Origin of the sequence: Enterococcus italicus (genome assembly GCF_023743875.1) — a bacterium.
GTDB lineage: Bacteria > Bacillota > Bacilli > Lactobacillales > Enterococcaceae > Enterococcus_G > Enterococcus_G italicus.
In genome coordinates this window covers 440,894-453,582 of the sequence record NZ_JAMRVB010000001.1, presented here as the reverse complement: position 1 = coordinate 453,582, position 12,689 = coordinate 440,894, and the positions used below count along the sequence as shown (strand labels likewise).

General features: G+C 40.6%; 13 protein-coding genes, 1 tRNA gene and 1 riboswitch. Of the genes, 5 read left to right on the top strand and 9 right to left on the bottom strand.

Annotation, left to right across the window (positions count from 1 at the left end):
* Window positions 1-60: 60 nt before the first annotated feature.
* The 6 genes from NE257_RS02100 to NE257_RS02075 all read right to left on the bottom strand — a co-directional run bounded on the left by NE257_RS02100 (window position 61) and on the right by NE257_RS02075 (window position 5,857).
* The gene (locus NE257_RS02100) at window positions 61-810 is read right to left on the bottom strand and encodes a cyclase family protein (RefSeq protein ID WP_251885713.1); all 750 of its coding nucleotides are present in this window, start codon (window positions 808-810) and stop codon (window positions 61-63) included.
* A 99-nt stretch (window positions 811-909) separates the two neighbouring features.
* Window positions 910-2,412 (bottom strand): ribosomal protection-like ABC-F family protein, encoded by a 1,503-nt coding sequence (gene abc-f / locus NE257_RS02095; RefSeq protein WP_251885712.1) that lies wholly within the window; start codon window positions 2,410-2,412, stop codon window positions 910-912.
* 515 nt (window positions 2,413-2,927) lie between these two features.
* Window positions 2,928-3,000 (bottom strand) — tRNA-Lys (locus NE257_RS02090).
* 83 nt (window positions 3,001-3,083) lie between these two features.
* A complete protein-coding gene (locus tag NE257_RS02085) occupies window positions 3,084-3,230 on the bottom strand; it encodes a FeoB-associated Cys-rich membrane protein (RefSeq protein ID WP_251851271.1) in 147 nt (48 codons plus the stop codon).
* Between the two features lie 3 nt (window positions 3,231-3,233).
* The gene (gene feoB, locus NE257_RS02080) at window positions 3,234-5,390 is read right to left on the bottom strand and encodes a ferrous iron transport protein B (protein WP_251885711.1); all 2,157 of its coding nucleotides are present in this window, start codon (window positions 5,388-5,390) and stop codon (window positions 3,234-3,236) included.
* The gene (locus tag NE257_RS02075; protein WP_251885710.1) at window positions 5,387-5,857 is read right to left on the bottom strand and encodes a ferrous iron transport protein A; all 471 of its coding nucleotides are present in this window, start codon (window positions 5,855-5,857) and stop codon (window positions 5,387-5,389) included. Before NE257_RS02075 ends, feoB begins: the two co-directional genes overlap by 4 nt.
* A gap of 346 nt (window positions 5,858-6,203) precedes the next feature.
* Here NE257_RS02075 and nrdH point away from each other — a divergent pair, with 346 nt between their 5' ends.
* The 5 genes from nrdH (at window position 6,204) to NE257_RS02050 (ending at window position 11,271) form a co-directional block, all read left to right on the top strand.
* Complete coding sequence (gene nrdH / locus NE257_RS02070; RefSeq protein ID WP_007208779.1) at window positions 6,204-6,431, top strand: glutaredoxin-like protein NrdH; 228 nt, start codon at window positions 6,204-6,206, stop codon at window positions 6,429-6,431.
* A 99-nt stretch (window positions 6,432-6,530) separates the two neighbouring features.
* Window positions 6,531-8,690, top strand: a complete 2,160-nt coding sequence (nrdE, locus tag NE257_RS02065) for a class 1b ribonucleoside-diphosphate reductase subunit alpha (RefSeq protein WP_251885709.1) — start codon at window positions 6,531-6,533, stop codon at window positions 8,688-8,690.
* Between the two features lie 31 nt (window positions 8,691-8,721).
* Complete coding sequence (nrdF, locus tag NE257_RS02060) at window positions 8,722-9,687, top strand: class 1b ribonucleoside-diphosphate reductase subunit beta (RefSeq protein WP_251885708.1); 966 nt, start codon at window positions 8,722-8,724, stop codon at window positions 9,685-9,687.
* A 117-nt stretch (window positions 9,688-9,804) separates the two neighbouring features.
* Window positions 9,805-9,894, top strand: a riboswitch (TPP riboswitch).
* An 88-nt stretch (window positions 9,895-9,982) separates the two neighbouring features.
* On the top strand, window positions 9,983-10,318 hold the full coding sequence (locus NE257_RS02055; protein ID WP_251885707.1) for a zinc-binding metallopeptidase family protein: 336 nt from the start codon (window positions 9,983-9,985) through the stop codon (window positions 10,316-10,318).
* Window positions 10,312-11,271: an acetylornithine deacetylase gene (locus NE257_RS02050; RefSeq protein ID WP_251885706.1), complete on the top strand. Its 960-nt coding sequence runs from the start codon at window positions 10,312-10,314 to the stop codon at window positions 11,269-11,271. Before NE257_RS02055 ends, NE257_RS02050 begins: the two co-directional genes overlap by 7 nt.
* A gap of 80 nt (window positions 11,272-11,351) precedes the next feature.
* Here NE257_RS02050 and NE257_RS02045 read toward each other — a convergent pair whose 3' ends face one another.
* The 3 genes from NE257_RS02045 to NE257_RS02035 all read right to left on the bottom strand — a co-directional run bounded on the left by NE257_RS02045 (window position 11,352) and on the right by NE257_RS02035 (window position 12,654).
* A complete protein-coding gene (locus tag NE257_RS02045) occupies window positions 11,352-11,660 on the bottom strand; it encodes a DUF6506 family protein (protein ID WP_251885705.1) in 309 nt (102 codons plus the stop codon).
* 113 nt (window positions 11,661-11,773) lie between these two features.
* Window positions 11,774-11,968, bottom strand: coding sequence for a hypothetical protein (locus tag NE257_RS02040; protein ID WP_251885704.1), 195 nt, complete (start codon window positions 11,966-11,968; stop codon window positions 11,774-11,776).
* Window positions 11,965-12,654, bottom strand: coding sequence for an NAD(P)H-dependent oxidoreductase (locus NE257_RS02035; RefSeq protein WP_251885703.1), 690 nt, complete (start codon window positions 12,652-12,654; stop codon window positions 11,965-11,967). Before NE257_RS02035 ends, NE257_RS02040 begins: the two co-directional genes overlap by 4 nt.
* Between the last annotated feature and the right edge of the window lie 35 nt (window positions 12,655-12,689).

Sequence of the window (12,689 nt, the reverse complement as noted above, 5' to 3'; positions counted from 1 at the left end):
CTCATACTTTTAGATTTTCTGGTCTTTGGCGTAGTAGCGAATCCTAGCTCGTCGTGGGTATTATGCTATGCTGTTAGGAACAATCGCAAAGACGCGTGCAGTAAAACCAGTTGCCTCTTTGATTTTCGTCGCTCCGACAAAAATGATTCCACCTGTTGCTGGAAGCTCTGAAAGATTCGTCAAGACTTCCACCTGATAATTATTTTGCGTTAGCCAATACCGCTCTCCCACCAAATCATTATTTTTGCGGTAATCAATAGCGGCATCTGTATCCAATGTCTCATGGCCAATCGCCTTTACCTGACGCTCTTCATGTAAAAACTTTAATGCTTCCAGTGACCAGCCCGGCGTATGCGAGTTGCCATCTTCATCCTGATTGTAGAAATCAGCAGGCTCATCAAATCGCGCAGACCATCCACTCGCAAAGGCAACAAAACTATCCGGTGAAATCTTGCCATGCTTTTGTTCAAATGCAAGGATATCTTCGACCGACAATCGGTAGTCATGGTTTTGCTTGACTTGCTCTTCTTTGTGAATCACATACAATGGAAGCACAAGTTCTTTTAATGACAACTCATCCAAGCTTCTGCCTTCCTCCCAAAAATGGACAGGGGCGTCAATATGCGTACCATACTGTGAGGCCAATGTATATTCTTTGGCGTAAAACCCATCCGCCGCTACTGTAAAAAGTGTCTGCTCTTCAATCGGTTTAAACGCTGGAAAATACGGGATTTCTGGATGAACCAAATGGGTCAAATCAATCCACTCTTGTTGCCTCAAAAAAGTCAGTTGTTCCGTTAAGTTACTCATAGTATGCTCCCTCCATTATCAAAAGGTTTAAATTTGACTTAATATAACAGAGCCACGTTACTTTGTCAAAAGCTTTCTAGTACAAATAATTGCAGGATCTTATCCTTTTGCGACGACCAGAGTTTTCGTAGCAATTCGTTCAATGAAACGAGCATCATGCTCAACAAAAATCATTGTCGGCTTTGCCATAAGAATAACTTCTTCGAGTTGCTTGTGATTAAATACATCTAGATAATTTAAAGGTTCATCCCAAACGAATAAATGTGCTGGTGTAGCCAGTGATTTAGCCAATTCTACTCTTTTTCGTTGCCCCATACTCATGTCTTCGATACGAGTATGAAAAACTGATCTTTCCACTCCTAGTTTTCTTAAATTATTTAACAACTCTTCATAAACTAAGCCATTCTTTTGCGCAAACTCCGCTAAAGTCCCTCGATTGTCCTCATAATTTTGGCGAACAGTGCTAATTTTCAGCCCATTGGCAACTAACAGTGTACCTCGAGTAATCCCTGAAAATTCACCTATTACAGATTTTAAAATCGAGGACTTACCCGACCCATTTACGCCACAGACAGCTAGCCGTTCCCCTTGATTTACTTGAAAATCCAATGGTTGAAATAGCGACTGATCATATTCAAGTTGTAGTGCCTCTGCAGTAAGAACTGTCTGATGATGTGAGATTTGCACATTCATTTTTAACTCATCAACATATTCCTGGTCCTTTAAAAGTGTTTTCTTTTCATTTGCTTGCTTTTGTATTCGTTGGACGATGGCTTTTGATCGTTTCATTGCTCGGGCAGCATCGGCGCCAATCACTCCTTTATTCAGTCCTCTTTTTTCCGTATCCACAAAGCCTCGTTTGCGATTTACCTTGTCTTTTTCTCTGAAATGAGACCATTCTGCTTTTTCAGTCGTCGATTGTTCCAGCCGATTAATTTCTCTTACTAATTTTTGATTTTTTTCCTGTTCAAACTTATCTTGCCGTTCTTTCTGCTCTTCATAGATGCTATAGTTTCCTTTAGAAAGAACCAATTGACTTTTCTCAATAGATAAAATGTGGTTAACCACTGCATCGACAAATGCTCGATCATGGCTAACTAACATGAATCCTCTCTTCTTACTTTTCAAATAAGTAATTACTTGTTGACGTGCAAGCATATCTAGATGGTTGGTCGGCTCGTCAATCAATGGGTAAGCTTTCTCGTCTACGAATAATCCTGCTAACAGCACTTTCGTTTGTTCTCCTCCAGATAAAGTGTCAAATGGTCGCCATAATACATCCTCAGAAACTTCTAGTAATCGTAATTCTCTCTCAACCTTCCAAGTCTCCCCATCTGAAAGATCTTGCAGGATTTCGAAAGTCATTCGTCGCTTATCCGGCACTGTTTGTGGGAAATAGTAGAGAGTTTGTTGATGACAGATCATCCCTTGATAAGGCAATATTCCTTCTAAAAGCTTTAGCAGTGTTGTTTTCCCCCTGCCATTGCGACCAATCAAGCCTAGTTTCCACTCAGTTTGGATTGTTAGGGTTGTTTTATCAAAAATATTTTTTTCTTGGCTATCATAGCCAAAGGTGAGTTTTTTTAATTCAATGGTAGACATTGTTCGCCCTCATTTCTTTGAATACCTGGCTATTTTCAAGATTGATGAGGGCACGCAAAAAAAGACCCTCTATTGCAACTAAACCAATCTTGAAAATCTGCACACTTAGTCCTTGTTAGATCCTAAGTCTTTATGCAGCTTCAACAAATTGGATTAGTTAATCAATAGAAGATCCCTCACTTTCTACTGTTAGTAAAACACAACTAGAGACGAAAAACAACTATTCGTCTTTATTTGCGATCATGCTGCTCACCAATTAGTTGTGTTCAAAGAAGACAGTGCGATTAATCCTCGATTTGACAAACATAGAACCTGAATTGACGATTGAACAATTATGTTTCAATTTCAAAAAATAGTCCGTATTAACTTCAAGACCTCAGTAAACCAGCAGGAAATGAAAAGTGGTAATCATACAACCTATCACCTTTTATTTTAAACAAAAAAGAAGCCGCGAGAATTGTTTTCAAAATGCTTTCGCACCAACAATTCTCCGACTTCGTGGGTTTGGCACCCAATGGGACGTGAGGGGTTCGAACCCGCGACCCGCTGATTAAGAGTCAGCTGCTCTACCAACTGAGCTAACGTCCCGTACCAAAAGTACTTTTACATAGTATCACCCGTATCAGAAAAATGCAAGAGACTTTTGGAAGAAAAATAACAAATCTTGTTGTTTACTTTGTTTTATTTAAAGCTTGAGCATCTTTCGCTGGGCAGCTACAATTGCACTGTTCACAATACTTTGATTTGCCCGTTACTTGCCGATAAACAATGTAGGCTGCTGTCGCAAAAATTAAGACTGCTAAAATAATCGTGGCCATTTTTTACCCTTCTTTCATACTTGGTACGACAGTCGTTACTTCAATAATTCGTTCTTTTGGTTTACGGACAATTTGATAGACAAGGAATGCAAGTACAAGCACGCTTAGGGCTGTTTCAAGACCAATTGTTCCCCCTTCAAATAACACATGACCAAATTGATACGTCATAAAGCTGACCAGATACGCCAAGCCGCATTGGTAACCAATTGCCGTCATAGTCCATTTTAACGTCCCCATTTCACGTCTGATTGCACCAATCGCTGCAAAACATGGTGCACATAAGAGATTAAAGACTAAAAATGAATATGCTGCGACAGGTGTAAAGTCGGCATGCAACATTGACCAGACTTCCTTGCCGTTATCTGAGACTGATCCAAGATGACCATATAAGATACCAAATGTTCCGATAACATTCTCTTTGGCTACTAATCCGGTAATCGTCGCGACAGCTCCTTGCCAGACCCCCCATCCAAGTGGTTTGAATATAGGAGCAAGCCAGCCACCGAATGTAGCAAGCATGCTTTGTTCACCTGGTACTTCTTGCAAGACAAAGTTAAACTTGAACGTAAACCAAATGAAGATGGTCGAGACAAAGATAATCGTACCGGCTTTTTTTACAAATGACTTGGCACGAAGAAAGGTTTGGTTCAAAATACTTCTTAATTGTGGCAAATGATATGCAGGTAGCTCCATGATAAATGGTGCCGGATCTCCTGAAAAAAGACGAGTCTTCTTTAAAGCAATCCCAGATAAGACAATTGATGTGATACCAAGGAAGTAAGCAGATGGTGCAACCCAGCTTGCATTTGGAAAGAAGGCGCCAGCGACTAATGCAATAATTGGAAGCTTTGCGGAACATGGCATAAAGGTCGTAATCATGACAGTCAAGCGGCGATCTTTTTCGTTTTCAATCGTCCGACTCGCCATGACACCCGGCACCCCACAACCAGTCGCAATCAACATGGGAATGAACGACTTCCCGGAAAGGCCAAACTTACGGAAAATTCGATCCATTACAAAGGCAATCCGTGACATGTATCCACAGTCTTCGAGAATGGCTAAGCATAAAAACAAAACAATTAATTGTGGTAAGAAGCCGAGAACTGCTCCGACGCCTGCGATAATGCCATTAATGATTAAATCTTGCATCCAGCTTGCCACTTGCCATTGGACCAAAGTTTTCTCTACAAAGTCCGGCACAATGGAGCCAAAAAGCACATCGTTTACCCAATCCGTCCCAAATCCTCCGATACTTTGAATCGCTAAGTAATACATCCCCCACATAATAAAGGCAAAAATCGGTAACGCTAAGACACGATGGGTCACCACGCGGTCAATATGATCACTCATCTTTAAGAAATGACTTTTTTCATCTACTGTACACAATGCCATGAGCTTTGTAATAAATTCATAGCGTTCATTGACCAGAATTGCATCGCTACTATCTTGAAAAATCTTTTCAGCAATTGCTACAATTTCTTCAATTTCTTTTCGCTGCAAGCTACTTAAATCTAGCTCCTCATACGCACGAGTATCTCGTTCAAAAAGCTTGATGGCGTACCACCTTGTTTGACTTGTACAGACGGTGTTGCCTAATACATCACTAATTTCATCTAAAGCTGCCTCTACGCGGGCATCATAGGACGGGTAATGGACCGTTTCTGGATTGTTTTCAATCATATGTGTCGTTGTCTTCATCAACTCATCGATACCTTGCTTTTTGATTGCACTGATTCCGACGACTGGTACTCCTAATCCATATGCGAGTTTCTCCAAGTTAATCGTGCGGCCATTCTTTTTCATTAGATCCATCATATTCACTGCCACCACGACTGGACTGCCGGTTTCCATGAGCTGCGTGGTCAAATACAAATTCCGCTCCAGATTGGTACCGTCTACGATATTGACAATGGCAGTCGGGCGACCTTGAAGAAGATAGTCTCTAGCGACAATTTCTTCCGGTGTGTATGGCGCAAGTGAGTAGATACCTGGAAGATCTTGAATTAAGATTTGTTTGTTCTTACGATAAGTTCCCGATTTTCGTTCCACAGTAACACCTGGCCAGTTACCGACGGATTGTGTCGCGCCGGTTAGCAAATTAAACACGCTCGTTTTGCCACTATTGGGATTACCAGTCAGTGCAAGTTGCCATTGATTCATACTTCGTCCACCCTTTCCATCAAAATATGTGCTGCTTCTTCTTTGCGAAGCGTCAATGCATAGCCACGTAGCTTCACTTCAATCGGATCACCAAGAGGAGCTAATTTTTGAACGGTAATGGTCACATTCTTTGTGACACCCATATCCATCAGACGACGATGGACCGCTCCTTGACCATACAAGTTGACGACTTTGCCTGTTTCACCGACTGTAAGCTGATCTAGAGATAGCCATTCATTGTGGCTTGTGACTTCACCCACTTCTATTTTTTGGAGCAAAGCGACTTCCAAAGCAACACGGGTCTTTTGAACAGATACGATGGCACTTTTTGCATCACGCTGAACAACGGTCACGCGATTGCCTTTTGTTAAACCTAATCGTTGCAAATGAAAGCGTACAGAATCTTCTATTGTTATATTATTCACTTGATAAATCACGCCAATTTCACACTTATCTAATGTTGTCATTGTCTAAAAAAACTCCTACTATCTTTTTTAGATTAGTGATAACCTATCACTCTATTTGCAATTGAGAATCATTATCATCAATGTATACCTATTTTTAAAGACTGTCAATTTTATCTTTATAACTTTTTCTTCACAAGAAAAAATTCTTTGACTAATTCTTACTAATTTAAGTTTCCCGTTGGTGTTGTCTTATCAAGTTTTCTTTTATTATTTTCATAAATAAACACAACAATTAGTGTCACATTGAATTCACAAACACAATATATAGTATATTTATATTGACATTTTCAGCTTGCTACATTAGTATTTTCTCATAAGCAAGTTTCATGTACTGGAGGAATATACTATGAACGTAAAATTATTTTCAAAGAACAACTGCATGCAATGCAAAATGGCAAAACGCTTTTTAACAGAAAATGACGTCACTTTTGAAGAAATTAATATCGATGATCAACCTGAATATATTGACTACTTAAAAGAACATGGCTTCCAAAGTGTGCCTGTGGTTTTATCTGATGCTACTGCGGCTATTATCGGCTTCCGCCCAGATCAATTACGCCAATTAGCAAGTTAATTCACAGATTAAAAAAAGCAATGATGTGAGTTGGATTTGACGGTCCCTTGACGCAAATCCTTCTTTTTTATTTCAAGAAAAAGAAAAGGTTGTGTTTTCATGAGTTTAAAAGCATTAGGTGACGTTACCTATTTTAAGTTAAATAACGAAATCAATCGTCCTGTTAATGGACAAATCCCTCTACAAAAGGATCAAGAAGCGCTCGCAGCCTTCTTAAAAGAAAATGTCGCACCAAATACGAAGACATTTGCATCCATTCACGACAAAATAGCCTATTTAGTAGAAGAAGAGTACCTTGAAGAAGAATTTTTAAACAAATACCAGCCAGAATTTATCGAGCAGCTGTATGCTTTCCTAGCAGAACAATCATTTGCCTTCCATTCATTTATGGCTGCGTACAAGTTTTACTCTCAATATGCCCTAAAGACCAACAATGGCGAAGAATACTTAGAGTCGTATGAGGATCGCGTCGCATTTAACGCACTTTATTTTGCTAATGGAGATGAAGAATTGGCGTTAGCTTTAGCAGATGAAATGATTCATCAACGCTACCAACCAGCAACACCAAGTTTCTTAAATGCTGGTCGTAAACGTCGTGGGGAATTGGTGTCTTGTTTTTTAATTCAGCTAACAGATGATATGAATTCCATTGGTCGTGGCATTAACTCGGCACTGCAATTGTCTAGGATTGGCGGCGGTGTCGGGATTACGTTGTCTAACTTACGTGAAGCTGGTTCACCTATCAAGGGTTATGAAGGTGCTGCAAGTGGCGTGATGCCTGTCATGAAATTATTCGAAGACAGTTTCAGCTACTCTAATCAACTTGGCCAACGTCAAGGCGCTGGTGTCGTATATTTGAATGTCTTCCATCCAGATATTATGACCTTTTTGTCAGCGAAAAAAGAAAATGCTGACGAAAAAATTCGGGTAAAGACTTTGTCACTTGGTGTGTTAGTACCAGATAAATTTTATGAACTGACCCGTAAAAATGAAGAAATGTATCTGTTCAGTCCATATAGCGTCGAACGTGAATATGGCGAACCTTTCTCATATATTGATATTACTGAAAAATACGATGAGTTAGTCGCAAATCCACGCATTCGTAAAACAAAAATAAAAGCCCGTGATTTAGAAAATGAATTATCAAAATTACAACAAGAATCCGGCTATCCTTATATTATCAATATCGATACAGCGAACCGTGCCAATCCTGTACACGGCAAAATTATTATGAGTAATCTTTGTTCTGAAATTTTACAAGTACAAGAGCCTTCATTAATCAACGGCAAGCAAGAGTATGACGTCTTAGGTACCGACATTAGCTGTAACTTAGGCTCTACGAATATTGTCAACTTAATGAGTAGCCCTGACTTTGGTAAATCAGTACGAACAATGACGCGCGCGCTGACTTTCGTCACGGATGCATCAGATATTGATGTCGTACCATCCATTCAAAATGGGAACCATTTAAACCATACGATTGGACTAGGAGCGATGGGCTTGCATACTTATTTTGCGAAAAATCAAATGGAGTATGGTTCACCTGAATCGATCGAATTTACAGACATTTATTTCACATTGTTGAATTACTGGACTTTGGTGGAAAGCAATACTATCGCAAAAGAACGTCAACTAGTCTTCCATAATTTTGAAAAATCAAGCTATGCAGACGGCAGTTACTTTGATAAGTATATTCAAGGAAACCATCAGCCAAAATCAGCGAAGGTCAAAGAATTATTTGCCGGCGTCTTCATCCCGACAAGTGACGACTGGCAAGCATTAGCTGACAACGTGAAACGTGATGGCTTATACCATCAAAATCGCTTAGCTGTAGCACCGAATGGCTCAATCTCTTATATTAATGACACGAGCGCTAGTCTACACCCTATCACACGATTGATTGAAGAACGCCAAGAAAAGAAAATTGGAAAAATCTACTACCCTGCCGCTTATTTATCAAATGAGACGATTGGCTACTATAAATCAGCATATGATATGGATATGCGCAAAGTCATCGACGTCTATGCGACTGCCCAACAACACATCGACCAAGGAATGAGTATGACACTTTTCTTGCGTTCGGATATACCTGAAGGACTGTATGAATGGAAAACGACGACCAAGCAAACGACTCGCGACTTAAACATCTTGCGCCATTATGCGTTTCATAAAGGAATCAAGTCCATCTACTATGTTCGGACATTTACAGATGATGCAGAAGAAATCGGAAGCAACCAATGCGAAAGCTGCGTAATCTAAGCAATATCTAATTGAACAAGGAGTGAATAAGATGGCAAATACCTACTATGAAGCAATTAACTGGAACGAAATTGAAGACGTCATTGATAAATCAACATGGGAAAAACTAACCGAACAATTTTGGTTGGATACCCGGATTCCTTTGTCCAATGACTTAGACGACTGGCGCAAACTCAGTGAACCTGAGAAACAACTAGTCGGTCATGTCTTTGGTGGGTTGACGTTACTAGATACGTTACAATCAGAGAGCGGCATCGATCAATTACGTAAAGATGCGCGGACACCGCACGAAGAAGCTGTATTAAATAATATTCAATTTATGGAATCGGTCCATGCGAAAAGTTACTCTTCTATTTTTAGTACACTAAATACCAAAAAAGAAATCGAAGAAATCTTTGAATGGACCAATACCAATCCATACTTGCAGGCCAAAGCCGAAAAAATCAATGAAATCTACAAGCACGGTACACCGCTCCAAAAGAAAATCGCCAGTGTCTTTTTAGAAACATTTTTGTTTTATTCTGGTTTTTATACACCTCTCTACTATCTAGGAAATAACAAACTAGCGAATGTCGCCGAAATTATTAAGCTCATCATCCGTGATGAGTCTGTCCATGGAACGTATATCGGCTACAAGTTCCAGCTAGGCTTTCAAGCACTTCCTGAAGCAGAACAAGCCGAACTCAAGGACTGGATGTACGACCTGTTGTTTGAACTTTATGAAAATGAAGAAAACTATACAGACGAACTTTACGGAGAAATTGGCTGGGCGGAAGAAGTGAAAACTTTCCTACGCTACAATGCCAACAAAGCATTGATGAATATGGGTCAAGACCCTCTCTTCCCTGACAGTGCCAATGATGTTAACCCAATCGTGATGAACGGCATCTCTACAGGTACAAGTAACCATGACTTCTTCTCACAAGTCGGTAATGGCTACCTGCTAGGATCTGTAGAAGCAATGAAGGATGAAGACTATCTTATCGGCTTTGATTAATCCCCCATCTCTTTAGTGGTGCATCAGCAATTGCTTTTCTATTGCTGATGCATCACTATTTTTTTTAATCTCGTAGCAACTAGCCAATTCACCCATTCTTTGCTACACTAAATTGGAATAGAACATTTGGGGTGCCCAGAGGCTGAGAACATACCCATTGAACCTGATGCAGTTGATCCTGCCGAAGAGAAATGTTAGGAAGAACCTATCCTTTTTGCGGTCTCGCATCCCTCTTTGCTTCTATCACTAGAAGATAAAAAGGGATGCTTTTTTCTTTGTAAAAGGAGGACACACTGTGAATAACGACGAACAGGAACTCCTGTTGCTCGCAACACTGGAGCAGATGCAAGAACAGCTACTGACTATCCTGGAAAGATTATTGGTGGGATTTCACACAGAATCCCCACCTGCTCGGAATACAAACGAGCTGCAACTGTATCTGAAAGAGACTCTTGAAAAGCTGGATTTTACGGTGGAAACTGCGCCGTTTTATAGGCAGGATACATTGCTTTGGGCTACAAAAGAAGGCACGGATACTGAGCATTACCAAAGCTTAATCTGGAATGGCCATGTCGATGTCGCTGCACTGGAGTCACTCGCTAACTGCAGACCAATCCGTTTGAGTTGGTAAAGAAAGGCTCTCGGCTATTTGGACGTGGGGTCAGTGACATGAAAGGATCAGTTGCGTGTGTTATTTGGTTAGTACAAACCTTTCATCAATTGAAGATTCATTTGCCGGGCACCCTCCTTTTGCAATCCGTTGTAGGGAAAGAAGCAGGCGAAGCTGGGACCAAAAAATTACTCGAATCTGGTCAAACAGCAGACTTTGCAATTGTTGGTGACACGAGTGATTTACAGTTTCAAGGTCAAGGTGGCGTCATTACTGGCTGGATTCAATTGAAAAGCCCCGAAACCTTTCACGATGGCAATCGGATGAAGATGGTACACACTGGTGGAGGACTTTTTGGTGCCAATATGATTGAAAAAATGACCATCCTGATTCAAGCGTTACAGACTCTGGAACGACATTGGGGCATTATGAAGTCCTATCCTGGATTTGAGCACGGGACAAATACGATTAATCCCGCCTATATTGAAGGTGGGATTCATCCCGCATTTGTGCCGAACAATTGCCGGCTATGGATTACTATCCACTTCTATCCAAATGAATCGATTGAACAAGTGACAAGTGAAATTGAAGCACACATTCTTGCCACAGCCAAAGCAGACCCGTGGATGAAAGAAAATCTCCCTACATTTGAATGGGGTGGTGAATCCATGCTTGTAGATAAAGGAGAAGTCTTTCCGCCACTAGCACTTGATCCTACCCATTCAGCAATGCTTGAATTGGCCAAAAGTCATGAAGCGCAAACAGCATCAAAACCTACTACTACCATGTCTACATCTGTTTCCGATGGTGGATGGTTTGGTGCCTATGACATTCCAGCAGTGGTATATGGACCTGGTGAATTATTGCAAGCACACAGCGACAACGAATCCATTGAACTGGACCAATTACTTACCTACAGCAAAATACTAGGAATCTTCCTGTTACGTTGGCTTTCCACCAAGAAGACCGTGTGAACAAGCCTTAACCAAAAGAAAAAAACTTTCAGATCTGAGAATTTCACTCAGGTTTGAAAGTTTTTTATAAAATTATCTAACTATAGAGCAAAAAGATCGTCGCCGCTCTTATTGTCTAGACCTGGGTGGATGTCAAAGCGAACCACACCCACTGCTACGTCTTTCGGTAAGATCCGTTTAATCATTGCCGTTCCCTCAACACCAAAACCACCACATAACTCAATTGCCTTAATTCCTTCTTTTTCAAGTTCCGTTGCCGCTTTTACCGCATCAACATAATCCTTGACACCAACTGTCGTCAAATTGACTTGAGGTGTATGAATCGTTGACCGATCCTTTTGATAGTCTGCTTCAGGTGCTAGAAAAATAAATGCTGCTTCTAATGCCATAATCATTCCTCCTTCATTTAAGAAAGCGTATTCATATTCCGCTTTTAGTTTAGCACAAATCGAAAAAAAAAGAAGGATTTCCCCCTCTTTTGTGAGAAAAAAAGTATGAAACGCTACTCTCCCCATTGATTTGGTGACCATAATTCACCATCTAATTGTCCTCTAGCCTGTTCGATTCTTTTTCCTTGTTCCATTAGTAAGTCTCTTGCAGCAAGTAACAGCGCTTTTTGCTTATAATCTTTGCTTTCTTGCGCCAATTGCACCAATTGTTGTGCTAGCCACTCAGCTTTTGTTTCCAATTGACTCACATCCCTTCTAAATAGAGCTTCAACTCATCTAATTCTGAACGCGTATGAACAAGTTGCGTGATGGTTTCTTCTAAAATGGGCGCTGCTTCTTTAGGAAGGGTCGCCAAATTAGTCGCCGTCAAGGCACGAATCAGCCATTCTTCGCGTTCTTTTAAAGAGTCACTATCTTCTAAACAAAGATATTGTTGGTACTGAATCAGTAATTTCCATTTGGTTGGTTCGTCCATATATTGAAACTGATAGATACCAAATGGCTTTAAGAAATGCATACCAACTTTTTTAGCCATTGCTTGAAATGGTATGGTAATCGCACTCAACGAAAACCCTTCTCTGCCACCAGCTTGGTACGCTTTCTCACTATTGCCAATCACTAGAACCAATCCGAAAGATTTTCCTCGTAACGCCGTCCCATGTACGCCAAAAGCAAAAGATTCGGTGAGCACTTCGTCTTGCCATTGCTTTAACATCGCTGGGGAAGAATACCAATATAACGGAAACTGAAAAATGATTCGATCATGCTCTTGAATCAGTTTTTGCTCAGCTATGCAATCAATTCGACCATCTGGATACCATTCTTCGAGATGATGAAACGTGATTTTCTCGTGGGTTGGCAGAGATTCCTTTAAAAACTGTTGGCTACTCGAGCCTTGAATATCTGGGTGAGATACAATAACTAGGGTCCGCACCTCCTCAGCTCCTTTCTTTTCATTTACAATCACCC

Excerpts from the sequence above, each read along its gene's own strand:
- nrdF (WP_251885708.1), top strand. The coding sequence starts at position 8,722 with ATGGCAAATACCTACTATGAAGCAATTAACTGGAACGAAATTGAAGAC.
- NE257_RS02075 (WP_251885710.1), bottom strand. The coding sequence starts at position 5,857 with ATGACAACATTAGATAAGTGTGAAATTGGCGTGATTTATCAAGTGAAT.
- NE257_RS02085 (WP_251851271.1), bottom strand. The coding sequence starts at position 3,230 with ATGGCCACGATTATTTTAGCAGTCTTAATTTTTGCGACAGCAGCCTAC.
- nrdE (WP_251885709.1), top strand. The coding sequence starts at position 6,531 with ATGAGTTTAAAAGCATTAGGTGACGTTACCTATTTTAAGTTAAATAAC.
- abc-f (WP_251885712.1), bottom strand. The coding sequence starts at position 2,412 with ATGTCTACCATTGAATTAAAAAAACTCACCTTTGGCTATGATAGCCAA.
- NE257_RS02100 (WP_251885713.1), bottom strand. The coding sequence starts at position 810 with ATGAGTAACTTAACGGAACAACTGACTTTTTTGAGGCAACAAGAGTGG.
- nrdH (WP_007208779.1), top strand. The coding sequence starts at position 6,204 with ATGAACGTAAAATTATTTTCAAAGAACAACTGCATGCAATGCAAAATG.
- feoB (WP_251885711.1), bottom strand. The coding sequence starts at position 5,390 with ATGAATCAATGGCAACTTGCACTGACTGGTAATCCCAATAGTGGCAAA.
- NE257_RS02045 (WP_251885705.1), bottom strand. The coding sequence starts at position 11,660 with ATGGCATTAGAAGCAGCATTTATTTTTCTAGCACCTGAAGCAGACTAT.